Here is a 24489-nt window from a genome sequence, read left to right as displayed (position 1 = left end):
CCATGTGCGGAATCGTCGGTTACGCCGGCCACCGCGACGCCCTCCCGCGCCTCGCCAGCGGCCTCTCGAACCTCGAATACCGGGGGTACGACTCCGCGGGCGTCGCGCTCCGCGAGGGCGACGACGTCACCGTCTACAAGACCGTCGGGGAGGTCTCGGAACTCCGCGCGTCGCTTCCCGAGTCCTCCGAGGCGACGGTCGGCATCGGCCACACGCGCTGGTCGACCCACGGCGAACCCACGGACACCAACGCCCACCCGCACACCGACTGCACGGGCGACGTCGCCGTCGTCCACAACGGCATCATCGACAACTACGACGCCCTGAAGGAGGACCTCGAAGCGACGGGCCACACCTTCGCGAGCCAGACCGACACCGAAGTCGTCCCCCACCTCGTCGAGGACGAACTTGCGGACGGCGCGTCCGCGAAGGAGGCCTTCGCGGCGGTCGTCGAGCGCCTCGAGGGCAGTTTCGCGCTCGCGATGGTCGTCGGCGACAGCGAGGAAATCTTCCTCGCGCGGCAAGACTCGCCGCTCTGCGTCGGCCACGGCGACGACGAGACGTTCGTCGGGAGCGACGTCACCGCCTTCCTCGAGTACGCCCGCGAAGTCACCTACCTCGAGAACGGCGACGTCGCCGTCGTCACCCCGGACGGCGTCACCGTCGAACACGACGGCGAGCCCGTCGAGCGCGGCGTCGAACAGATTGAGTGGGAGGCCGACGCCGCCGAGAAGGGCGGCTACGACCACTACATGCTCAAGGAGATTCACGAGCAACCGCAGGCGCTCCGCCAGACGCTCTCCGGGCGCGTCGACGAGATGCAGGGGACCGTCGACCTCGACCTCGAACTCCCCGAGGAGTACCTGCGCTCGCTCGAGGAGATACAGATCGTCGCCTGTGGCACCTCATACCACGCCGGCCTCTACGCCGCGAAACTCCTCGAGGAACACGCTGACGTTCGGGTCACCGTCCACGTCGCCAGCGAGTACGAGTTCAAGGGCGGGCGCGACCCGTGGCGGACGCTCGTCGTCGCCGTCACCCAGTCCGGCGAAACCGCCGAGACGCTCGGTGCGCTCCGCGACGCCGCCCGCACCGGCGCGCGCACGCTCGCAGTCACCAACACCGTCGGCTCCTCCGTCACCCGGACCGCCGACGAGACGCTCTACATCCGCGCCGGTCCCGAAATCGGCGTCGCCGCCACCAAGACGTTCGTCTCGCAGGTCGCGACGCTCGCACTCTTCGCCGTCCACGTCGGTCGCCAGCGTGACGCGCTCTCCGCGACCGAAGCCAGCGAGATACTGGGCGACGTTCGGGGTCTCCCCGGTGCCGTTCAGCAGGCGCTCGACGCCGACGCCGGCGTCCGCGCCGTCGCCGAGGAGTACGCCGACTCCGAGGCGTTCTTCTTCATCGGCCGCCGCCTCGGTCACCCCGTCGCCTTAGAGGGCGCGCTCAAACTCAAGGAAATCAGCTACGACCACGCCGAAGGCTTCCCCGCCGGCGAACTCAAACACGGCCCGCTCGCGCTCGTCACCGACCAGACGCCGGTGCTCGCCGTCCTCACCGAGGGCGCGCGCCCCGACGCCACACTCAACAGCGTCAAGGAAGCCGAATCCCGCGGCGCACCCGTCATCGGCTGCCACTCCGCCGGCCACGGCGAGAAGTTCATCGACGCCGCGTTCGACATCCCCGACCTCGGCGAGATGGAACCACTCGTCGCGAACGTCTACATGCAACTCTTCGCCTACCACGTCGCGAACCTGAAGGGACGGGCGATAGATAAGCCCCGGAATTTGGCGAAGAGCGTGACAGTGGAGTAGTCGCTACTCGTCGACGTAGCCGAGCGAGCGGAGGCGTTCGGTGACGTCCTCGTCGGCACCGCTGCCGCGGAGGTCGGCGAGCGACGCATCGGGCTCGTACGTCCGCTCGTCCTCACAGTCGCGGACGTCCCACGGCACCTCGCGCACGGCGCGGAACGGAACGTACGCGCGATGCCCCCACAGGTTCCACTCCCCGAGCGCGTTCGCGTGGTCCGCACTTATCACCACGCGCCCGTCGACGTTCTCGAGCAGCGTTTCCACGTACTCGTAGACGTAACGGAGGTTGTCGTAGTATGCCTCGATTGCGTCCTCCGCCTTGACCTCGCCATCCTGTACCATATGCCAGACGTTCTGACTCTCCTCCCCTTCCATTCCGAACCCGGCCCGCCCGAGGCGGCCGAACTGTTCGCTCCCGATGAAGGGGAAGTGGGGTTGCATGTAGTGGAGGACGACGCGGTCGAACTGCTCCGAGCGAGCGGCCGTGATACCGTGGTCTGTGACGGGGCCGGCGGGTATCGTCCCAATATCGTCGTCCCAATGCTCGCGCCATACGTGATCGACGAGGCCGAACTTCGACTCATCGAGGCGCTTTGAGAACGGGTTCGCAGAGATATAGGCTAGGTCGTCGAACTCGTCAGCGTGTCGGTCGTCGAACGTTGTATCCATCCACTCTGTCGACGTGCTCGCACGTGAGAGGACTGCCTCACCACGCCCGATAATGTCTTGGTACATGTCGTACCGACAAGCGTCCAGGATGACGAGGACGTCCCAGTCGTATTCAAGAACGTGACGTCCCTTCCTGAGGCGGAGTTTCCGGAGCGTTCGAAGGCCGGTATCGATGGTGTTCCCTGGGAGGAGCGAAAGGACTTGACCGAGTAACTGGCTCATACTCGAAGAATGGTGACAACCCCATTAATCCTAATGTCTGCGTGCTAACGGAGGAAGCGTGCAGCGATTTTGACCGGGCCGAGGTCAACGTCGAACCGCTCCTCGAAGCTGAGAACGAGTCGGACGTCTTCTGCATCGAGTCCGAACCGGACGGCTGCTACCCCGTATATGATGAACGCGAACGTGAGGAGGCAGACGATTGATACGAACGAGCCGTTCCAGTACAGACGGAGAACGACGAACCCGCCCCAGAGAGCAGCAGCGCCGACAACCGGGGCGATAACCAGACGACGGGTGAACGGCTGGACACCCGTTCGCCGGTAGAGTTGGAAGGAGTAGAGGGTGTTTAGCAGGGCGTAGGAGAGAGTAGTAGCGACGGCGGCGCCGAGGAGCCCGTAGTCCGGAATGAGGAGGAGGTTGAGGACGACGTTGCAGGCAGCAACAGTAGCGTCGTCGATCATCACGAGACGGGTGTAGCCCAGTGACGTGAGCGCGTTCTTGTTCAAGCCGAAGGCGGTGTGACCGAAGAACCCAACTGCCAGCACTGCCAGCGCCGTTGCCGACGGAACGTATTCCGCACCGAACGTGTACTGGATGGTCCATTCGGGGAAGGTGACGAGGACGAGGAAGAGTGGGAACATCGCGAACACGATCCACTTCGTCACAAGCTGGTAGAGGTTCGACATCTGCTCGGTGTCACCGCTCGCGTCGATCTCCGACAGAACGGGCATGAAGAGAAACCCAAAGGCACCGATACCTACCGTTAGCAGATTTGCGAGTGGATAGGCGACGTTGTAGAGGCCGACAGCACCTGTCCCATCGAATATACCTAACATATACATATCGAGGTCGGCCAGAATGATGCTCATCGCACTACTGACGACGAGTGGAAGTGAAAAGGAGAGTAGCTCTCGCGTGCTGTTCTCGACGGGGATGTCAGTGTCGAACAGCGTGGTTCGCGTATAGAGATAGTAGATGCCACCCGCGGCCGCACAGATATACGACGCGAGATAGGCGTAGGAGACACCAATCGAACCGAGTCCGAAGAGCACCGCGACGATGATACCGAGAAAGCGCACCGACGGATACGTGATATTCTGGATGGCAACCTTCGGAAGCGTCCGCTGTGACCCTTGTACTGCTCCAAGGGCGAGATGCATCACGACGCCGAACGGAACGGCGATGACGAATATTCGGAGTATCGGCGCCAGACCTGGATCGTCGAAGACGTACCTGGCTACTGTCGGTGCAACCAGTACCCCCAGCGTGGCGACGGAGATAGATGCCGGAATTGCCACCCGGAACGACGAAACGAGAATCGAGCGACGTTCACTGTTGGCAGTATACCGCGGGAGGTAACGCCCGATACCCTGCCTGAGCCCGAGTGTAAGGAGTATCGAACCGATTGACGCTGTCGTGATGCCGAGCGAGACACCTCCGTAGTCGACAGGACCGAGTTCCTGTGCGATGATGAGTTTACCTACGAAGGAGATGCCGAGCTCGAGAATGAGGCCGACGAAGATGATTCCGCCGCCCTTGAAGACCGTCCGAACGGAGTTGAACGCGTCGGACGTACTCAACTCGTCCGTCGAGTCTCCCTTCTCGTCACCCATTATGGGGAGTCAATGCGGTGTGAACTTCAGACTCTCGCTTCCCACTCAGAACTTGTAGCGTGGGATGTTCTCCGGGTCGAACCCACTCGTGTTCCAGTCGACGTCTCCGCGGACGACGCGATTGTACGCGTAGAGGACGGCGATACCGTTCAGTAGTTGCTTACGCGTCGGGCCGACGATGACGTCCTCGTCGACGCCGCCGCGCAGAGCGAGGTGGGCGACCCAGTAAACGACGACGGAGAGCGAGAAGACGATTGCCGAGAGCGCTGCGAGCGTCGGCGAGACTGAGAGGAAGCCGACAGTGCCGACTGCGCCGAGGACGGACGCGAGACTGAGCCCGTCCGAAATGACGTGCGAGGGGTGGAAGCGCGCGTACCACGGCCCGTACTTCGAGAGGAACGTCACCGAGGTGGGTTTTCGCTTCGCCTTCGAGAGCGTGACGTAGGGGTCGTCAGTCCCCTGCTGCCATTCGTAGCCGAGCTCAGTCTTCGCGTAGACGCGCGTCCCCGCGCCGGCAAGACGGATGCGCATGTCCCAGTCCTCCCCACGGAGGAAGTTCGGGTCCCAGCCGTCGATACGCTCAAGTACGCCGGCCTTCGCAGAGAAGTTCCGTCCGACGTAATACGGCCGCTCGTCCGGCTCGACCTCGCGGTCGGTCGGCTCATTTCCCTTGTAGTCACCCATAACCATGTCTATCTCAGGGTGCTCGGCGTGTACGTCGAGGTGATCTTCCAGCCACTCGTCGTCGACGATGAGGTCCGTCTGGACCGTGGCGAAGACGTCGTATTCGCCCTGAATGTGATTCAGTATCTCGTCGTACGCGTCTGCGACCCCGTCACCGGACTGGCCGATAACCTCGATAGTCGTGTCGCGATCCGAGTCCGCGTAGGATTCGATCTGTTCGCGCGTCCCGTCGGTGCTCTTGTCGCAGAACACGAGACGGTCCGGCGGCCGCGTCTGCCCGAGCACCATCTCCATCGTCCGATCGATGGTGTCGACATTGTTGTAGGTGGCAATGCCGACGACCACCTCCGAAGAGTCCGCCATTGACATACGACTCTCGTCTACCGCGCTTCAACGTGACGATTGCCCGCTGCCCCACTAGGACTCCGTGATGTCGTCGAGAACGCCCGCAATGCGCTCAGCGCTCCGCTCGCGGGTGTACTCCTCGAATACCGAGTCGTCCGGCGTGAATTCGTAGTCGTCGCGGAACGCAACGAGAGCGTCCGCGACGGCGTCGGGGTCGTCCACGTCCGCGACGAGGCCGAGACCGTGTGTCTCGATGAAGTCGGCAACGCGGAACGACGGGTCGACGACGGCGAGTATCGGACGCTGAGCGCCGACGTAGTCCCAGAGTTTCGACGGGAGGTTCAGACGATTTCCGGGGTCGTCACCGCCGACGTAGAGGAGGACGTCCGTGCCTTTCAGCACGGGGACGATTTCCTCGTGGGGGACGAAGTCGTGTGTCTCCACGAGGTCCGCGACGCCAGCGCGTTCGACGGCGCGCTGATAGTCGTCATTCCAATCGCCGTAGAACTGGGCGCGGAGATCGCGCTCACCCGTCCGCTCGACGTACGTTTCGAGCCCGTCGATGAACGTGTACGGCTCGATCCATCCCTCGTAGAACGACCCGGCGTACGTCACGGTGAACGTCTCGTAGTCGGCCCTGCCCGCGGCGTCGAACTTCGCCTTCTCGTAGCCTATTGGTGGGAGTTGAACGACTCGCTCGTCGGGGACGTCATAGCGTTCGAAGTAGTCGTCGGGAAGTTGGATGCCGTCGAACCAGACGACATGGTCGGCTTCGCGGACGACGAGACGTTCGACGGCCTTCGCCGCCCACGTCACCGGCGAATCCGGGTCGCGGTCCGGATGCGTGGCGATGGGATCCCGTATCTCCGCGAGCCACGGCGTTCGGAGGGCGCGACTCGTGAGGTAGCCGAGGAGATGCAAGTGGAACGGGTTGTTGATGGAGACGACGGCGTCGACGCCCTCGCGATATCCGGTGCGGAGACAGCGGGCGAGCGCTTCGGGGAACCCCGAAACGTACGGTTCGGGCGCGTGCGCGACGACGACGTGCCATCCGTGGTTCTCCAAGAGGCGTTTGCGGGTGGCGACTTTTTCCGCACGGCCACCCGAGTCCGTCGGGCGTCGGTTAGAGACAAGGAGGACGGTGCCGGACATAGTTCTCAACCGACACCGACTCGGCATAATTCTGCTGGAACAGGGGAACAACGACTTAATGCCACCAGCATTACGCGGGTGTATGAACTTCCGGTACGCCCTCTCAGAGATTCGGAAACACGGCGCTGATCGGACGTGGTGGCGAAAGCGCTTCCTGACGCACGCCGTGAGCCGCTACTTCACCGGCCCTGGCCGCCCCGACGCCGACCCAGTTGTCGAGGAAGACTGGGACCACCTCGTCGTCCTCGACGCCTGCCGGTTCGACCTCTTCGAGGACGTGTACGAGGACGACCCACTTCCCGGAACGCTTGACCGGCGGACGAGCGTCCAGTCGGGAACGCCGGGATTCCTCGCGGAGAACTTCGGCGACGGTACCTTCCACGACATCGTCTACGTCACGGGGAACCCCTACGTCGACACGGATCTTCCCGAGGGGACGTTCCACGCCGTCGAGTCCGTCTGGAAGGATGGGTGGGACGACGACCGCCAGACTGTCACGCCTGAGACGATGGCTGATCGTACTCTTGACGTCGCCGAACAGTATCCTGACAAGCGCATCATCAGCCACTTCCTCCAGCCCCACGCGCCGTTCGTCGGCGACGTCCGACTCGGTGAGCGAGACACCGTTGCTATCCGCGAGCAGGCACTCGGGAACGAGGACTCGACACGGCGCCAGCGGACGCCGTTCGAGATGCTGGAGGCGGGCGAGGCATCCTACGAGGAGGTTTGGGAGGCGTACCGGGCGAATCTTGAGTACGCGTGGCCGTCCGTTCGTCTCCTCCTCACGGAACTCGACGGCCGCATTGCCGTGACGTCGGACCACGGGAACGCGATGGGCGAGCGCGCGTGGCCGTTCCCGGTCCGAGTCTACGGCCACCCGCTCGGCGTGTTGATTCCGGCACTCACCGACGTCCCGTGGCTCACGCATCAGAACGGGGAGCGCCGGTCCGTGACGGCCGAGGAGCCGACGCGCACGGACCGCGAGGTGAGCGAGGAGACGAACGAGCGCCTCCGAATGCTCGGCTACGCCGAGTAGTCCACGGTCCCGTACAGATACCCTGCACCGACGAGCGCCGTGAAGACGTAGAGCATCACGAACTGTGCGACGCTTGCGAACGACGGCTGCCGGACGACGTCACGAGCGTGTGCGGGCGTCGCGTCGGTGACGAGGTGTTTCAAGAAATCTCCCTCCTCGCCGCCAGTCTCGGGCAGGATGGTCTCCATCGCGCGCTTCGAGTAGCCCTGCCAGAACGCCCGGTCGGCGAGCCAGCGCGGGTCGGTGCGGTAGTCGAAGACCTTGTGTTCGACGACGGCGTCGGGGTTGTACCAGACGCCCTCGCCGTACTCCTCACGCATGCGCGCGCAGAGTTCGGTCTCGCCACCCTGTAGGTTCTTCTCGCCCTTTCGGCCACCGATTTCGGGGTCGAAGCCGCCGAGCTCCCCGAAGACCTCCGCACGAAAGGAGATGTTCGACCCGAAGGTGTTCCGGACTTCGCCCTCGCCGTCGGCGAAGCCGCGATGGGTGACGCCGACGAGCCAGTAGAACTCCGCGGGGAGGAAGGCGGGCTTGCCGGCGACCCAGCGCGGCGTCATCTTCCCGCCAACCGCGATGGCGTCGTGGGCCTCGTAGCTCGCGACGAGTTCGGCGGCCCAGTCGGGTGCGGCGACGGCGTCGGCGTCGATGAACGCGACGACGTCGCCGGTGGCGTACTCGGCGCCGCGGTTACGACTGACGAGTAGGCCCTCGTTCTCGTCGTTGCAGTGGACCTGCACGTCGGGGTGGTCGCCGTAGTCGTCGGCGACGACGTCATAGACGTCCTCGTAGCCGTCGACGACGACGACGAGTTCGACGTCCTCGTGGGTCTGGGCGAGCACGCTGTTCGCGGCCTCGCGGAAGTGGTCGTACTCCTCGAGCGTGTAGGTGCAGAGGACGACGGAGACGCGCATCGTTTCCTCCACCTAATGGAGGGGTCGACAAAGGGATTTCTACCGCCGTCGGGCGAGTGAAGAATCCGGACACATCGTCTGACGGACGTGAGACGGACGGGTTCCGCCGTAGGCATATGACAAGGCTTATCCTCACTTTGCGTCTCCACGAACACAATGAGCGACGATACCGACCGGTCCGGCGGCCCCTCCATCGCCGGGCGCTCGGTCCTCGATTTAGCGGCGGACTGGTACCAGGTCCCCGTGCTCGCGCTCCTCATGGCGTTCATGCTGTGGGTCCGAGCACAGTCCTGGCAACAGTTCGTTCGGAACGGACAGGTGTTCTTCGGCGGGAACGACCCATGGTACCACTACCGGAACACCATGTACACGGTCAAACACTGGCCGCAGACGATGCCGTTCGACCCGTGGACGGAGTTCCCGTATGGGACGAGCGTCGACCAGTTCGGCACGCTGTTCGACCAGCTAATGGCGACGGCCGCCCTGATTCTGGGGCTCGGCAGTCCCAGCGAGCACCTCGTCGGCCTCACCGTCCTGTTCACGCCCGTCGTCGTCGGCGCGCTCGTGGCGATTCCGACGTACTATCTCGGGAAGCGTCTCGCGGGCCGCTCCGCGGGCGTCATCGCCGCCGCCGTCCTCGCGGTGCTCCCCGGGATGTTCCTCCAGCGCAGCCTCGTCGGTACCGCCGACCACAACATCGCCGAACCGCTCTTCCAGGCGTCGGCGGTGGTCGCCCTCCTCGTCGCGCTCCACGTCGCCGAGCGCGACCGTCCTGTCTGGGAGCAGGTCCTCGCACGCGAATGGGCCGCCCTGAAGCCCGTCCTCGGCTGGAGCGCACTCGCCGGCATTATTGCCGCACTCTACATGTGGGCGTGGCCACCCGGCGTCCTGCTCGTCGGCATCGTCGGCACCTTCTTCCTCGTGAAACTCGCGAGCGTCCACTACAACGGCCGGAGCCCCGACCACCTCGCGTTCGTCGGCGTGACGAGCATGGCGGTCGCGGGCGTTCTGATGTTCGTGCCGTTCAGCACCGTCGGCTTCGTCGCCGTCAAGTACTCGCTCCTGCAGGTCGTCGGCGCCCTCGGCGTCGCCGTCGCCTGCGTCTTCCTCGCGTGGCTCTCACGGGAATTCGAGGCACGGAACGTCGACCGCTCGCTCTACCCCGTGGCTGTCTTCGGCATCGTCCTCGTCGGCGCAGGACTCGTCTCCGTGGTCATGCCCGACGTCTTCAGCGGCCTTGTGAAGAACCTGATGCGGTTCGTCGGGTTCGGCGGCACGGCCGCCCAGCGCACCGTCGGTGAGGCCCAACCGTGGCTCTCCAGCCTCTCGCGCTACGGCGGGTCGCGCTTCGCGATGTTCTTCAGCTACTACGGTCTCGGCTTCTTCGCGATGCTGGGCGCGCTCGCGTGGCTCATCTGGCGGCCATTCTACGGCACCGGGAACGACCGCGAGCGCTGGTTCGCAGTCGTCGCGTTCGTCGTCACCGGCATCGTCGTCGCGGTGCCCAGCCTCATTCCGGGCATCGTCGGCTGGCTGAACTCGACCGTCGCGGGCGGCGCGCTCTCCCCGACGATTGCGGGGCTCGTCATCGTCGGCGGGCTGTTGCTCGCCTCGCTCGTCCTCGGCGACCACGACGCCGAGCAGTCTTTCGTCGTCGTCTGGACGCTGTTCCTCATCGCGGCGGCGTTCACGCAGATCCGTTTCAACTACTACCTCGCAGTGCCAGTCGCGGTTCTCAGCGGCTACGCCGGCGCGACCGTCCTCCACTCGGAGTACGTCGATCTCGGCTCGGCCCGCGACGCCGTGCAGAACGTGGAGTCGACGCAGGTCATCGCCGTCGTCGCCGTCCTGCTGTTGCTTGTCGCGCCGCTCACGATGTCCGTGAGCCTCAGCACGCCGCAGGGACAGCTTCAGACGAACACCGCCGCACAGGTGGGTGGCTCCGCTCAGCCCGGGTCGGTGCTCGGGTGGAACCCGATGCTCGACTGGATGCAGAACAATACCCCCGAGGAGGGGAACCTCGGCGGCGCCGGTAACGCGGCGCAGCTCGATTACTACGGCACCTATCAGGAGACCAGCGACTACGCCTATCCGAACGGCAGTTACGGCGTGATGAGCTGGTGGGACTACGGGCACTGGATTACGGTGCTCGGCGAGCGCATCCCGGTCGCCAACCCGTTCCAGGGTAACGCGCGCTACGCCGCAAACTACCTGCTCGCCGGCAACGAGACGACGGCGAACAACATCCTCGACTCGAAGGGCGCACCGAACGAGCGCACCCGCTACGTCGCCGTCGACTGGCAGATGGCGTCCGTCTACTCGAAGTACACGGCGCCCATCGTCTTCGCGGAGAACGCGAGCCAGTTCGAGTTCTACCACCCCATCTACCAGGGCAACCGGACGGCCGGCTACAGCCTCCGGACGTACGCACACACCCAGAAGTACTACGACTCGATGATGGTCCGCCTGTTCCGCTATCAGGGCTCCGCGATGAGCCCGCAAGCGGTGGTCCTCGACTGGGGCCAGACGCAGGGTGACCTCTATGTCGCCGACAGCAGCACGCAGGTCGTCAAGCAGTTCAACTCGACCGCTGAAGCTCGCGCGTACGTCGCGAACGACTCGACGTCGCAACTCGGTGGCGTCGGGCGCTACCCGAGTGAGTACGTCCCCGCGCTCCAGCACTACCGGCTCGTCGGCCTGAGCGACCAGGCGATCTCGCTCCAGCAGCGCCTCGGTGGCTCGTACTTCCAGGAGCTGCCTTACTGGGCGAAGCTCTACGAGCGCGTCCCCGGCGCGACGGTGCACGGCACCGGGCCCGCGAACGCCACCGTCACCGCGTCCGTGACGATGCAGGCGACGCAGGTGGGTTCGAACTTCACCTACACGCAGCGTGCGCAGACCGGCCCCGACGGCGAGTTCACGATGACGCTCCCGTACTCGACGACGGGCTACGACCAGTACGGCCCGGAGAACGGCTACACGAACGTCAGCGTGCGCGCTGAGAGCCCCTACCAGTTCACCGCCATCGGGAACGGAAGCTACTGGACCGGCTCCACGCACGTCTCCGAGGGCCAGGTGAACGGCGCGAACGAGACGGACGTCACCGTCTCACTCCAGCAGCGCCAACTGCAGACGGTCGAGCGGAACGCCTCAACGCAGTCGCTCGCCGAACCGTCCGTCTCGCCGAGCGAGGCAGAGGCCTGAACGCGCGATGACGGCGCGCGAGTGGCTGGGCGTCTACCTGCGGGGCGTGGCGATGGGCGCGGCTGACGCCGTCCCGGGCGTTTCGGGCGGCACCATCGCGCTCATCACCGGCATCTACGGCCGGCTCGTCGCCGCCGTCGCCAGCCTCGACCCGCGAGCGTGTCTCGCGCTCGTCGGCCCGGCCGTTCGCGCGCCCGTTGACGCGGAGGCCCGCGCGACGGTGCGCGGGGAACTCGTCCGGATGGACGTCCACTTCCTCGCCGTGCTCGGCGTTGGCCTCGTCTCGGCCGTCGTCACCGTCGCGAACCTCGTGCAGTACTTCCTCGACACCCATCCAGTCGCGACGTACGCGTTCTTCTTCGGCCTCGTGCTCGCGTCCGTGCTCGTCCTCCTGGACGAGGTGGACCTCGAGACGCCACGGCGCATCGTCGTCGCCGTCCTCGGGTTCGTGCTCGCGTTCCTCGCGAGCGGCCCCGCGCAGAGCCAGTTGCCGACGGGTCCCGTCGTGACGTTCCTCGTCGGCGCGCTCGCCATCTGCGCGATGGTGCTCCCGGGCGTCTCGGGGTCGCTCATCCTCCTGACGCTCGGCCAGTACGACCGGATGACTGGTGCCGTCCACGAGGCGACGGGCGCCGTCCTCTCGGGGAACCTCGGCGCGCTCGGCGACTCGGGTACGACGCTCCTTGTCTTCACCGTCGGGGCCGTCGTCGGCCTCCTCTCGTTCGCACGCGTCGTCGCGTGGGCGCTTGAGCACTACCACGCGGCGACGCTGACCTTCCTCGTCGCGCTGATGGCGGGCGCGCTCCGCGCGCCGATTCGCCTCTCGCTCGCCGACGTTGCGACCGTGGACGTGGGCGTCGCCCTCGCGTTCGCCGGGCCGGCGCTCCTCGGTATCGTCGTCATCGTCGCGCTCGAACGCGCAGGCGGCGGCGTCGTCATCGACTGACGGGGCGGCGAACGCCTCAAGGTCGTCGAGCGCCTTCGCTCCTGTATGTCCGAGCCGAACCCTGAGACGCCGGTGTCGCGCGCGACCGTCGAGGCCGTCGCGGCCGATGCGCCGCTCTCGGTCGCCGACCTGTCCGACGCACTCGGCGCGCTCCAGTCGCTCGCGAGCGACTCGCCCGGCGTCGAGAGCGTCGACGACCTCGTCTACGAGTGGCGGACGGCGTTCCGCGACGACCCGCTCGTCGAGCGCACGTCGGACGCTTACTACCTCTCGGTGTCCGGGCGCGTGTGGGCGGACTTCGCGGACCGCCTCGACTGGAGCGATGAGGAACGCGCCGCCGCGGAGGCGGCGCACGCCGCGGCGTTCACCGACGACCAGGCGGACGACGTCGAGGACGTGCCGCTCGTCCTCGGGCGCTGACGCGGCGCGAAAAGGGGGCTACTCTTCGGAGCTGTAGTGGATCCAGTTTTCGAGGGGGACGAGCTTCTCCTCCCCGCAGCCCCCGCACGCCTCCGGAGGGTCGAAGCGTCGTTTGCCCGCCGGCGTCCGGCTCGGTGTGCCGGCGTGCACTAATTGACAACTACTACAGATGTAGCGCGCCACTTGCTCCGGTGAGTGAGACATGGTATGTGGATATAACCATAGATGCTTAAGGTTTTCCGCCGTTCGGGGTTCCGCAGAGAGCGCGCTCGCTGGTGTATTCTTTACTGATACTTCGGACGTGTGACGGCGCGGACGGACCGGGGTGCGCTACTGGCGGAGGTCGTAGAGTTTCCGGAAGGCCGTCGGGGAGAAGCGGAGCTCGACCCGGCTCGGCGAGCGCCCCTTCCCGGGTCGAGCCGTCGCCTGCACGCGCTCGACGATGCCGACCTCCGCCATCTCGTAGAGGTAGCGCTTGATGGTGCCAGGGGAGAGGTCGACGTCGGGGGCAGCCGAAATCGCCTCCGTGGTCGCGGTGACCGAGCGGCGCTCCTCCCGGTCGAGGTCCACGAGCGTCCGCAGGACGAGTTGCTTGTTCGTCGAGAGCGTCAACACGACGCCGAGCGACGCCGAGGGGTGCGGGACGTCCTCAATGGCGGCCGAGACGTCCGCCTCGACGAGGTGGTCCCGGTCCGCCCGCTCGGCGTGGTCGACGGCGACGAACAGCGCCGCGAGCGCGTCGTGAGCGTTCCCGTCCGCCCACCCGGCGAGACGGCGGGCCATCGGGTGGTCGAGCGCCTGTCGTGTCAGGGCGTTCGACGCGCGCGTCATCAGGACGTCGATGAGCACGCGGCGCTGGTAGGACTCGATGCCGATGTCGCGCGCGGTGTACTCGCAGAGCGCGACCTCGGCGGGGTGGCCGCGGCCGACCGCCAACCAACTGACGTTGCTCGGGAGGCCCGCGAACCACTCCACGAGGGCGGCGTCCTCGACGTCGGGCGCGTCAATGTGGTCAACCGCGATGACGGCGCCCGTCCGGGACTCCCCGAGGACGTCGTGGAGGCGCGAGCGGATGTCGTCCGTGCCGACGCCGTGCTCCGGGACCGTCTCGTCGACGAGGGCGTCGAGGACGCGGTGGTAGAACGCGAACTCGCTCGACGTCTCGCGGAGGTCCACGTAGACGAACCACGGCGTCGCCGAGGAGCGCGCCCGTGTCGTCGTGTAGATGGCTTCCCGAGACCGTGTCGAGTGTCGCCCGAGGTGCTCGAAGAGCGCGCTCACGACGGCGCTCTTCCCCGAGCCGAACGGCCCGTGGACGTACGCGTTCGGCGGGAGCGTACCGTCGAACACCGGGTCGAGATGGTCGAGCAGTCGCTCGACGACCGGTCCGCGCCCGGCCGGCTCGTCGGTGTGGGCGACCGGCGAGAGCGCGTCGTAGTCCCGCACGAGCCGCCGGGAGTCAGCGCCCTGTCGTCGCCGCCGTATCCTCGCGTCGATGTCCATCGTGAGTTGTTGTCTTGGGTATCAACTGCGTGGTGAAAAGGCGATGGGTACCGGCTTAGAGGCCCAGATAGCCTGCGTTCGGGAGCACGCCGACGATGTAGAGCACGCCGACGACGAGCATCATCGCGGCGATGGCCATCGCGGGCGGGTCCACGTGCGTCCCGGAGTGGGAGTAGAAGACGCGCTGGGAGGCCTCGCCGACGACGCCGGTGAGCGCGCCGAACGCGCCGGCCATGACGAGCGCGACGAACGGACTGCCGAACATCGGCATCGCGAGCACCGCGCCGACCGACCCCAGGAGCGTGATGTGGTGGGTGACCGGGATCTTCGCGACGCCGAGGTTGAGGAAGAGCAGGCTCATCGCCGAGATGGCGTAGCCGAGGAAGATGCTCTCCGTCTGGAGCCAGATGTAGCCACCCAGGATGCCGCCGACGACGCCGATGACGGCGACGTTCAGCCACTTGTACTGGTGGGGGAGCCACGGTTCGACGGCGAGGCGGCCGGCGTTCCCGTCGGGCACGTCCTCGGGTTGGTCGCGCGGCTCCTCGCGCTCGAACGGCCCCATGTCGAAGTAGCCCTTCCCGGCGGGTTTGCCGAGGATGGGGTAGCCGAAGACGACGCGCGCGATGACGGCGGTCAGGAAGACGGAGAGCGCGATGCCGTCGGTCGGGAGGCCGAGGCCGCCGCTCACGCGCGCGATGAGCATGCCGAGGAGGCCGAATATCGCGCCGACGGCGAGGATGTCCGGCTTGGTGCCGTAGGCCTCGGTGATGTTCTTCCCGAGGTGGTAGTCCCACCCCTTCGGGTTCATCTCGGGGTACTTCTTCCCGACGTAGGCGGAGGCGGCGACGCCGCCGGCGAACGCGATGTGCGGGCCGGTGATGGCGCCGAAGCCGATGACGCCAGTAATTCCGGCGGCGAGTTCGCCCTTCGGAATGACGTCGAGGCCGCCGAGCTCTCGTTCGAGGATGGCGATGCCTTCACCGAGGAAGACGACGAAGCCCGTGAAGACGAAGGACGGGAGCGCGCCGAGTGCCGCACCGAACGCGCCGCCGGCGAGCGCGGTGAGCGCGAGCACGAGGAACGACTCGAGTTCCATCCCGATGACCGGGACGGTTTGGAGTGGTACGAACATCGATTATTCCTCCTGCGCCCAGTCGAGCGAGCGTTCGACGGCGTCGTCCCAGCGGCCGTACATCCGGTTCGCTTCTTCGGGCGCCATCTCGGGTTCGAACTCGCGGTCGATCTGCCAGTTCGAGCGGAGTTCGTCGATGGTGTCCCAGTAGCCGACGGCGAGGCCGGCGGCGTACGCGCTCCCGAGCGCGGTGGTCTCGTCGACTTCGGGGCGCGCGATGTCGGTCTGGATGATGTCCGCCTGCAGTTGGCAGAGGAAGTTGTTCTTCACCGCACCGCCATCGACGCGCAGACTCGTCGTTTCGACGCCGGAGTCCGCCTCCATGGCTTCGGCGATGTCGCGGGTCTGGTAAGCGATGGATTCGAGGGTCGCACGGACAATGTGCTCCTTCTTCGTGCCGCGCGTCATGCCGACGATGGTGCCGCGCGCGCGGCCGTCCCAGTGGGGGGCGCCGAGGCCGGTGAACGCCGGAACCATGTAGACGCCGTCGGTGGAGTCAACGGAGCGTGCGAGTTCGGCGGTCTGGGCGGCGTTGTCGATGAGGTCGACGTCCTCGAGCCACTCGATGGCGGCCCCCGTGATGAAGATGGAGCCCTCGAGGGCGTACTGGACGGGCTCGCCGGACATCTGGAAGCCGACGGTGGTGAGCAGGCCGTGGTCGGACTCGACGGCCTCCTCGCCGGTGTTCATCAGGTAGAACGACCCGGTGCCGTAGGTGTTCTTCGCGTCGCCGGCGTCGAAGCAGGTCTGCCCGAAGAGCGCGGCCTGCTGGTCGCCGAGCGCGCCGGCGACGGGGACTTCCGCGCCAAGGAAGCCGTCGGGGTCGGTGTGGCCGTAGTAGTTCTCGTCGGAGGACGGGCGGACCTCGGGAAGCATCTCCGCGGGGACGTCGAACTCCGCGAGGAGTTCCTCGTCCCAGTCCATCTCGTGGATGTCGAAGAGCATCGTCCGCGAGGCGTTCGTGACGTCCGTGATGTGCTCGCCGGTGAGGTTGTAGATGAGCCAGGCGTCGATGGTGCCCATCAGGAGTTCGCCCTCACGGGCGCGGTCGCGGAGGTCCTGCGTCCGGGAGGACTCGAGTTTGAGCGGCTCGGCGTTGTCGAGAATCCACTCGGTCTTCGTCGCGGAGAAGTAGGCGTCGGCCTCGAGGCCGGTCTTCTCGCGAATCCACTCGACTTTGCCCTCGGCTTCGAGTTCCTCGACGCGGTCGGTCGTCCGGCGGTCCTGCCAGACGAGCGCGTTGTGGACGGGTTTACCGCTCTCGGCGTCCCAGACGAGCGTCGTCTCGCGCTGGTTCGTGATACCGATACCCTCCAGTTGTGTGGCCTCGAGGCCCGCTTCCTCGAGCCCGCGCGTGACGACTTCCTTCGTGTTCTCCCAGATCTCGACCGGGTTGTGCTCGACCCATCCCGGTTCGGGATAGATCTGCTCGTGTTTCTCGTAGGCGTTCGCGACGACCTCGCCGCTGTGGTCGAAGACCATGAAGCGAGTCCCGGTCGTCCCCTGATCGATCGAACCGACGTATGTGTCTGCCATGGGTTGTGTTCCGTCGGACGGCAGTTTCTTTACCACCATCGCCGCCCTAGTGGTCAATACAAATTAACAATAATAAAGATTACTGCTGCTGCGCTGCCGTCGGTACAGGTATTTCCTCATACACTATCGCGCGTCGGTGGAGACGTCCGGCCGAGAAAACGTGTCGTTCAGCCATCGTCACAGCGGGACGGGGTCGGTCGTCGAGTCGTCCGGCGACCGCTCCGTCGTCAGTCCGTGCGCGACGTCGATACCGTCGCTCCGGCGTCGCCGATAAACCCCTCAGAAATCGGGCAGGTCGTCGGGGGCCTCGTAGTCGGCGTCCCAGTCGACGTAGTCAGCCTTCAGGCGGTCGGAGACGATACGACCCAGCTCTGTGAGTTCGGCGTTGATGGCCGAGACGGTGCTCCACGAGTCGAGGTCGGGGTGGAGGTCGCGCTCCTTCCAGTCCTCGGGGAGCCCGGGCGCGTGGTAGCCCACGCGGTCCGCGAAGTCGTCCCAAAAGAAGTCGAAGTCCTCGACGAGCCCGAGGTCCTCGACGATTTGCCACTCCGCCTCGTCGAGGTCGCTCTGCTCGGCCCACTCTGCGAACCCGTCCTCCCACGCGCCCTCTTGGAGGAACGCGTCAAGGTCGTCGCGGTGAGTGTCGTTCGCGCCGGCGACGTCCACGTCGTCGTAGTCGCTCAGGTCGGCGTCGGTTTCGAGTTCGGGTGGGTCGGGTGTCTCGACGTCGAGGCTCATACCGCACGAAGGGCGCGCTGGCCGAAGTAGGTTGCCCTCCCGGTCGTTTACTCGCACCCCCGAAACAGGGGTAAAGATAAGGTGCGTGAGTGTGACGTACGCACGAACTGTATGGGAACGCGAACGGAGGTGCTCGTCATCGGCGGCGGCTCCACGGGCTGTGGCGTCGTCCGCGACCTCGCGCGACGCGGCGTCGACGTGACCCTCGTCGAGAAGGGCAACCTCACTAACGGGACGACCGGTCGGATGCACGGCCTGCTCCACTCCGGCGGCCGCTACGCCGTCTCCGACCAGGCCAGCGCGCGCGAGTGCATCGAGGAGAATCGCGTCCTCCGGGACATCGCCGGCCACTGCGTTGAGGAGACCGGCGGCCTCTTCGTCAAGCGCCCAGAGGACTCGGAGGAGTACTTCCAGGAGAAACTTCAGGGCTGTCGGGACTGCGACATCCCCGCGGAAGTGCTCACCGGCGAGGAGGCCCGCGAGCGCGAGCCCTACCTCGCGACGGACGTCGAGAAGGCCATCGCGGTGCCGGACGCCGCCATCGACCCCTTCCGTCTCTGCGTCGCGAACGCCGTCGACGCCGAGAACCACGGCGCGCGCGTCGAGACGCACGCGGAAGTGACCGACCTGCTCGTCGAGGACGGCGAAATCGCCGGCGCGGAGGTGACGCACGCCTCCGGGAAGGGGCCACGCGAGCACGGGACGCCCGGCGAAGTCGAGGAGATTTACGCCGACCACGTCGTGAACGCCGCGGGCGCGTGGGCGGGTCGCATCGGCGACCTCGCGGGTCTCGACGTCGCCGTCCGGCCCTCGAAGGGCGTGATGACCGTGATGAACACCCGGCAGGTCGACACCGTCGTCAATCGCTGTCGGCCGAAGGGTGACGCGGACATCATCGTCCCCCACGAGACGGCCTGCATCCTCGGAACGACCGACGAGGAGGTCGGCGACCCCGAGGACTACCCCGAGGAGGAGTGGGAGGTCGATTTGGTCATCGACACCCTGAGCGAACTCGTCCCCATCCTGCAGGAGGCGCGGACGATTCGCTCCTTCTGGGGCGTCCGGCCGCTCTACGAGCCGCCGGGGACGGGCACCGAGGACCCGACGGACATCACGCGCGACTACTTCACGCTCGACCACGAGGAGCGCGACGACCTGCCGGGCATGACGAGCATCGTCGGCGGGAAACTCACCACCTACCGGATGATGGCCGAGTCCATCACCGACCACGTCTGCGAGAAACTCGGCGTCGAGGCCGAGTGCGACACCGCGGACGTCCCCCTCCCGGGCAGCGAGAACCCGGGCGATTTGGAGGCGGCGATGGAGCGCTTCGGCCTGCGCTCGCCGGTCGCCCGCCGGAGCGCCCAACGGCTTGGCTCGCGAACCGAGGAAGTCCTCGAGTCGGCCGACCCGAACCCCGTCGTCTGCGCTTGCGAGGCCGTCACGCGCGCGGAAGTGCAGGACGCCATCGAGCAGGCCGGCACGGACCTGAACGCCGTGCGCATCCGGACGCGCGCGTCGATGGGGAACTGTCAGGGTGGGCGGTGTGCGCACCGGATGGCCGCTGAACTCCACCCCGAGCACGACGAGGCGACCGCGCGCGCGGCGCTCGACGAGCTCTGGCAGGAGCGCTGGAAAGGCCAGCGCCACGCGCTCTGGGGCGAACAGCTCTCGCAGGCGATGCTCAACCACGCGCTCCACGGCGCGACGATGAACCGCGACAACGACCCCGCGGCGAGCGGCGAGACGGTCGACTGGGACGCCTTCGACGGCGGCCCGGAGGGCGAGCATGGCGATTGAGGACGACGTCCTCGTCGTCGGCGGCGGCGTCGCCGGGATGACCGCGGCGCTCGCGGCGGCCGACGAGGGTGCGTCGGTCCGCCTCGTCACGAAGAAGCAGAGCACGCTCCGGCACGCGAGCGGCCTCGTGGACGTCCTGGGGTACTCTCCCGACGGCGAACTGCTCGCCGACCCCTTCGAGGCCATCGCGGACCTCCCCGCCGAACACCCCTACTCGCTCGTCGGCACGGCGGCGATTCGGCGCGGCCTCGAACGCTTCGACGCCGTCGCCGGCGACCTGTACCGGGGCGGACACACGGAGACGAACGCCCTCCTGCCGACGCACGGCGGGACGGTGAAGCCGACCGCGCGCTACCCCGCGAGCGCCGCCGCCGGCCTCGCGAGCGACGACCGGGACGCCCTGCTCGTCGGCTTCGCGACGCTGACGGACTTCGACGCGCCGCTCGCCGCCGAGCACCTCGGTGCGGCGGGCGTGCCCTTCGACGCGCGCGGCGAAACGGTGGCGTTCCCCGGCGACCTCCGGGCGGACGCGAAGGTGACGCGTTACGCGCACCTGCTCGACGAGAACGCCGACGGCGAGCGCGAGCGCCTCGCGCGGCGCGTCGCGCGCGTCCACGACGGCGAACCGCGCGTCGGCTTCCCCGCCGTCCTCGGCTCGGACCACCCGACCGAGGTCCGCACCGCCCTCGAAGCCGAACTCGACGCCGACGTCTTCGAGGTTCCGATGGGGCCCCCGAGCCTCCCCGGCATCAGGTTGGAGTACGCCTTCCGCGCGGCGCTCGAGGACGCGGGCGTCCACACCGTCCGCAACCCCGTCGTCGACTACGAGACGGACGATGACGGCCGCCTGACGGCCGCCGTCGTCGAGCGCAACGGCCAGCACATCCCCCACTACGCCGACTCGTTCGTCCTCGCGACGGGCGGGTTGGTCGGGAAGGGCCTCGACTCCGACCGCGAGGCGGTCCGCGAGCCCGTCTTCGACTGCCACGTCCCCCACCCTGCGGACCGCTACGAGTGGTTCGTCGACGAGGTGTTCGGCGACCAACCCTACGCGCGCTTCGGCGTCGTCGTGGACGACGAGTTGCGGCCGCGCGACGACGAGGGACGCATCGAGTTTGAGAACCTCCGCGCCGCCGGGAGTATCGTCGGCGGCTACGACTTCGCCGCGGAGTGCTCCGGGACGGGCGTCAGCCTCGCGACGGGCGACGCCGCCGGACGCGCCGCGGGCCAAGAGACACAATGAGTGACGCAGAATCCCCAGCAGACGACTTCGACCCGATAGAGGTATTCCCCGACGAGGACTCGCCCGACCTCCGGCCGGGCGCGGACTCGTGTTACAAGTGCTCGACCTGCGACACGAACTGCCCGGTCGCGGAGGTCGACGACGACTTCCCCGGCCCGAAGTTCCAGGGCCCCGAGCAGTGGCGCCTCAAGCGCAAGGAGGACACGTCGGTTGATGACTCCATCAAGAAATGCTCGAACTGCATGCGCTGTGACAGTGCGTGTCCCTCCGACGTGCCCCTCTCCCAGATGCACAACAGTGCGCGGGCCGAGTACGTCGAGGAGGAGATGTCGAAGACGAGCGTCGAGTACTGGCGCAACCGCGTCCTCGCGAACTACCGCACCTCGGCGTTCTTCGCGAGCAAAGTCCCGCGACTCGCGAACGCCGCGATGGACTTCGGGCCGGCGCGCTGGGTGCTTGAGAAGGCCTTCGGCGTCACGAGCGAGCGCGAGTTTCCCGACTTCGCCACCGAGACGTTCCGGGAGTGGTGGACGCGACAGGGCGGCGCCGACGGCTCCCGCGAGCGCGCCCGCGAAGCCCGCGAACGTCGTGGCGAGGACGTCGGGGCCGACAAGAAGGTCGCCTACTTCCACGGCTGCTACGCGAACTACAACACGCCCGAGGTCGCGAAGGCGCTCGTCCGCGTCTACGAGCACTTCGGCTACGAGCTCGTCGTCCCGAAGCAGCGCTGCTCGGGCACGCCGATGTTCGCCAACGGGATGCTCGAGGACGCCGAGCGCCACGCGAAGGTGAACGTCTCCTCGATGAGCGACCTCGTGGAACAGGGCTACGACGCCGTCGCGTCCTGCACGTCCTGCTCGATGGCGATTCGCCAAGAATACCCCGAGCTGTTCGATATCGACGGTGTCCGAGAGGTCGCCGCGAACACCTGGGACGCCCTCGAATACCTCCGCGTGCAGGAGGACCTCTCCGGCGAACTCGCTGCCGCGGACGTCGAGGACGAACACCTCGCGCAACTCGCCTATCACGCGCCGTGTCACGCCCGCAACCAGGGCCTCGACGGGCAGGCGCTCGACCTCTTCGAGGACCTGACGGGCGTCGACGCCGAGGACGTCGGCGACTCCTGTTCGGGCATCTCGGGGACCTACGGCTGGAAGGAGGAGAACTACGAGACGTCGATGCAAATCGGCGAGGAAATGTTCGACCACATGGAGGACGTCGAGGGCGAAGTCGGCATGACCGAATGTCCGACCTGCGCGATGCAGATGGAACACGGCACCGGCTACGAGATCAAACACCCGCTCGAAGTCGTCGACGCCGCGCTGGCCGACTGACGGTCCCCGGTCGCGTCCGAGCCGTGCGCGTCGGCCGTCGGCACCGAGTGACGACACACGTAAGGCCCGGTGGTGACTACTCTCGCGGCAATGAGTGACAGCGCGCGCGACGGCGAGGGGTCGGTGCGCCTCGTCGGGACCGCGCACGTCTCCGCGGACAGCGTCGCGGAGGTCGAACGCGTCATCGAGGAGGAAGAGCCGGACACCGTCGCGGTCGAACTCGACGAGGGCCGCTACCGGCAGATGAAGGGCGAGACGCCCGACGAAATCGCGCCCGCGGACCTCCTGCAGGGGAGCATGGCGCTCCAGTTCCTCGCCTACTGGCTGCTGTCCTACGTCCAGCAGCGGATGGGCGAGCGCTTCGACATCCAACCCGGCGCGGACATGCTCGCCGCCGTCGAGAAGGCCGAGGAGGTCGGCTCGGAGGTGGCGCTCGTCGACCGGGACATCCAGGTGACGATTCAGCGCTTCTGGGCGCGGATGAGCGCGCTCGAGAAACTGCGGATGGTCGGCCAGTTGGCGTTCGAGGCGGCGACGCCGCCCGGCGTCGGCCTCGGCCTCGGCGCCGTCGTCGGCGGCTTCCTCATGTTCGTCGCCGAACTCTTCGCCGGGCCGTTCCTCCTCCCCGGCGGGGGCGTCCTCGGCCTCGGCGCTGGCTTCCTCGAAATCCTCGCGGTCGCGGGCGCGAGCGGCCTCGCGCTCGCCGGCGTCTTCGGCGCGCTCTTCGGCACCCGCTCGACCGAGGGCGAGGAACTCGACATGGAGGACCTCACCGACACCGACGTCGTCTCCGCGATGATGGAGGAGTTCCGCGAGTTCAGCCCCGAGGGCGCCGAGGCGCTCATCGACGAGCGCGACGCCTACCTCGCGCACAACATCGTCGACCTGCGCGACCAAGGCAAGCACGTCGTCGCCGTCGTCGGCGCCGGCCACAAGGCCGGCATCGAACGCTACCTCGAGCACCCCGAGGAACTCCCGCCGATGGAGTCGCTGACTGGCCGCGCCGAGAAGCGCTTCTCCGTCGCGAAGGTCGTCGGAACCCTGCTCACGCTCGTCTTCCTCGCCTTCTTCGGCCTCGTGCTGATGGCGGGCGTCAACAACGCGACGCTCCTCCGACTGTTCCTCGCGTGGTTCCTCTTCAACGGCGTCTGCGCTGCGGGCCTCGCGCTCCTCGGCGGCGCGCACTGGACGTCCGCGGGCGTCGGCGGCGCCGTCGCGTGGCTGACGAGCATCAACCCGCTGCTCGCGCCCGGGTGGTTCGCGGGCTACGTCGAACTCCGCTACACGCCGGTGCGCATCAGCGACATCGGGACGCTGAACGAAATCCTGAGCGACGAGACGCTCCCGGTCCGGGAAGTCTTCTCGCGGATGACGGACGTCCCGCTCTTCCGACTCATCGCCGTCGTCGCGCTCACGAACGTCGGGAGCATGATTGCGAGCTTCCTCTTCATCCCGCTCGTCCTCCCGCTCGTCGGCGGGCCGTTCGACAGCGTCGGGGAAATCCTCGCCGTGCTCCTACAGGGCGCGCAGAACAGCCTCGAACTCCTGCGGGGGGTTCTCGGATGAGCCGGCCGCAGTCGCTCGCGTCGCGTCTCACGTTCGGGACGGAGGAGTTGAAGGACCTCCTCCTCGCGTGGGTCGCGCTCGGCGTCGCGTTCACGTTCTTCTACGAGCGCGTCACTGCGACGTCGATTGCGGCGTTCGTCGGCTCGCAGGCGTTCCTCGTCGCGCTCGCGGCGAGCCTGCTCACGGCCGGCATCGGCTTCCTCCTGCACGAACTCGCGCACAAGGTCGTCGCCGTCCACTACGGCCAAATCGCGGCGTTCCGCGCGGACTACGGGATGCTCGCGCTCGCGGTGCTGGGCGGGTTGGCGGGCTTCCTCTTCGCCGCGCCGGGTGCCGTCGTTCATCGGGGCCGGCTCACCGAGCGCCAGAACGGCCTCATCGCGCTCGCCGGGCCGGTGACGAACCTCGTGCTCGCCGTGATTTTCGCGCCGCTCGCCGTGCTCGGTATCGACCTCGCGTGGCGTGGGCTCTCCATCAACCTCCTCCTCGCGGGCTTCAACATGCTCCCGGTCGGCCCGCTCGACGGGAAGAGCGTCCTCTCGTGGAGCAAGCTCGTCTACGTCCTCGTCGCCGCGCCGTCGGTGCTGCTCGCGGCCGCCGCGCTGTTGTACGTCTGAG

19 protein-coding genes are annotated in these 24489 nt (G+C 67.0%); 10 read left to right on the top strand and 9 right to left on the bottom strand.

The features are described 5' to 3' along the window. Nucleotides 1–2: 2 nt before the first annotated feature. Nucleotides 3–1817 (top strand): glutamine--fructose-6-phosphate transaminase (isomerizing), encoded by a 1815-nt coding sequence (gene glmS / locus ACQUS8_RS02175; RefSeq protein WP_435096258.1) that lies wholly within the window; start codon nt 3–5, stop codon nt 1815–1817. Between the two features lie 3 nt (nt 1818–1820). Here the strand turns inward: glmS and ACQUS8_RS02170 are convergent, their stop codons facing one another. From ACQUS8_RS02170 to ACQUS8_RS02155, 4 genes are read right to left on the bottom strand one after another with little or no spacing between them, the layout of a single operon-like run. Further along, nucleotides 1821–2705: a hypothetical protein gene (locus ACQUS8_RS02170; RefSeq protein WP_435096255.1), complete on the bottom strand. Its 885-nt coding sequence runs from the start codon at nt 2703–2705 to the stop codon at nt 1821–1823. 44 nt (nt 2706–2749) lie between these two features. Next, complete coding sequence (locus tag ACQUS8_RS02165; RefSeq protein ID WP_435096252.1) at nt 2750–4318, bottom strand: flippase; 1569 nt, start codon at nt 4316–4318, stop codon at nt 2750–2752. A gap of 45 nt (nt 4319–4363) precedes the next feature. Then, entirely contained in the window at nt 4364–5365 is a 1002-nt protein-coding gene (locus tag ACQUS8_RS02160; RefSeq protein WP_435096249.1) for a glycosyltransferase family 2 protein, read from the bottom strand. Nucleotides 5366–5419: 54 nt separating this feature from the next. Next, nucleotides 5420–6499, bottom strand: coding sequence for a hypothetical protein (locus tag ACQUS8_RS02155; protein ID WP_435096246.1), 1080 nt, complete (start codon nt 6497–6499; stop codon nt 5420–5422). Nucleotides 6500–6581: 82 nt separating this feature from the next. On the opposite strand from ACQUS8_RS02155, the gene ACQUS8_RS02150 reads away from it, so the two are divergent. Beyond that, nucleotides 6582–7535: a hypothetical protein gene (locus tag ACQUS8_RS02150; RefSeq protein WP_435096243.1), complete on the top strand. Its 954-nt coding sequence runs from the start codon at nt 6582–6584 to the stop codon at nt 7533–7535. Here ACQUS8_RS02150 and aglG read toward each other — a convergent pair. Then, a complete protein-coding gene (gene aglG / locus ACQUS8_RS02145) occupies nt 7523–8446 on the bottom strand; it encodes a glucosyl-dolichyl phosphate glucuronosyltransferase (protein WP_435096240.1) in 924 nt (307 codons plus the stop codon). The two genes, ACQUS8_RS02150 and aglG, sit on opposite strands and share 13 nt — an antisense overlap. A gap of 156 nt (nt 8447–8602) precedes the next feature. Between aglG and ACQUS8_RS02140 the strand changes: the two genes are divergently transcribed. From ACQUS8_RS02140 to ACQUS8_RS02130, 3 genes are read left to right on the top strand one after another with little or no spacing between them, the layout of a single operon-like run. After that, nucleotides 8603–11650: an oligosaccharyl transferase, archaeosortase A system-associated gene (locus ACQUS8_RS02140; protein ID WP_435096237.1), complete on the top strand. Its 3048-nt coding sequence runs from the start codon at nt 8603–8605 to the stop codon at nt 11648–11650. A 7-nt stretch (nt 11651–11657) separates the two neighbouring features. Further along, entirely contained in the window at nt 11658–12596 is a 939-nt protein-coding gene (locus ACQUS8_RS02135; protein ID WP_435096234.1) for a DUF368 domain-containing protein, read from the top strand. 45 nt (nt 12597–12641) lie between these two features. After that, on the top strand, nt 12642–13016 hold the full coding sequence (locus ACQUS8_RS02130) for a hypothetical protein (RefSeq protein WP_435096231.1): 375 nt from the start codon (nt 12642–12644) through the stop codon (nt 13014–13016). Between the two features lie 330 nt (nt 13017–13346). On the opposite strand, the gene ACQUS8_RS02125 is transcribed toward ACQUS8_RS02130, so the two are convergent. The 4 genes from ACQUS8_RS02125 to ACQUS8_RS02110 form a co-directional block, all read right to left on the bottom strand. Then, nucleotides 13347–14519, bottom strand: a complete 1173-nt coding sequence (locus ACQUS8_RS02125) for a Cdc6/Cdc18 family protein (RefSeq protein ID WP_435096228.1) — start codon at nt 14517–14519, stop codon at nt 13347–13349. Between the two features lie 55 nt (nt 14520–14574). Continuing rightward, entirely contained in the window at nt 14575–15654 is a 1080-nt protein-coding gene (locus ACQUS8_RS02120; RefSeq protein ID WP_435096225.1) for a hypothetical protein, read from the bottom strand. Between the two features lie 3 nt (nt 15655–15657). After that, nucleotides 15658–17190, bottom strand: a complete 1533-nt coding sequence (gene glpK / locus ACQUS8_RS02115; RefSeq protein WP_435096222.1) for a glycerol kinase GlpK — start codon at nt 17188–17190, stop codon at nt 15658–15660. A 279-nt stretch (nt 17191–17469) separates the two neighbouring features. Then, nucleotides 17470–17928: a hypothetical protein gene (locus tag ACQUS8_RS02110; protein ID WP_435096219.1), complete on the bottom strand. Its 459-nt coding sequence runs from the start codon at nt 17926–17928 to the stop codon at nt 17470–17472. Nucleotides 17929–18039: 111 nt separating this feature from the next. On the opposite strand from ACQUS8_RS02110, the gene glpA reads away from it, so the two are divergent. The 5 genes from glpA to ACQUS8_RS02085 all read left to right on the top strand — a co-directional run bounded on the left by glpA (nt 18040) and on the right by ACQUS8_RS02085 (nt 24488). Then, a complete protein-coding gene (gene glpA, locus ACQUS8_RS02105) occupies nt 18040–19728 on the top strand; it encodes an anaerobic glycerol-3-phosphate dehydrogenase subunit GlpA (protein WP_435096216.1) in 1689 nt (562 codons plus the stop codon). After that, complete coding sequence (gene glpB, locus ACQUS8_RS02100) at nt 19718–20971, top strand: glycerol-3-phosphate dehydrogenase subunit GlpB (RefSeq protein ID WP_435096213.1); 1254 nt, start codon at nt 19718–19720, stop codon at nt 20969–20971. Before glpA ends, glpB begins: the two co-directional genes overlap by 11 nt. Continuing rightward, on the top strand, nt 20968–22305 hold the full coding sequence (locus ACQUS8_RS02095; RefSeq protein WP_435096210.1) for an anaerobic glycerol-3-phosphate dehydrogenase subunit C: 1338 nt from the start codon (nt 20968–20970) through the stop codon (nt 22303–22305). Before glpB ends, ACQUS8_RS02095 begins: the two co-directional genes overlap by 4 nt. 90 nt (nt 22306–22395) lie before the next feature. After that, nucleotides 22396–23871: a TraB/GumN family protein gene (locus tag ACQUS8_RS02090; protein WP_435096207.1), complete on the top strand. Its 1476-nt coding sequence runs from the start codon at nt 22396–22398 to the stop codon at nt 23869–23871. Further along, entirely contained in the window at nt 23868–24488 is a 621-nt protein-coding gene (locus ACQUS8_RS02085) for a metalloprotease (protein WP_435096204.1), read from the top strand. Before ACQUS8_RS02090 ends, ACQUS8_RS02085 begins: the two co-directional genes overlap by 4 nt. Nucleotide 24489: the final 1 nt, after the last annotated feature.

This window comes from Halarchaeum sp. P4 (assembly GCF_051195175.1).
Taxonomy (GTDB): Archaea; Halobacteriota; Halobacteria; order Halobacteriales; family Halobacteriaceae; genus Halarchaeum.
Note: the sequence above shows the minus strand (reverse complement) of the source record. Positions and strands in the feature narration are given on the sequence as shown.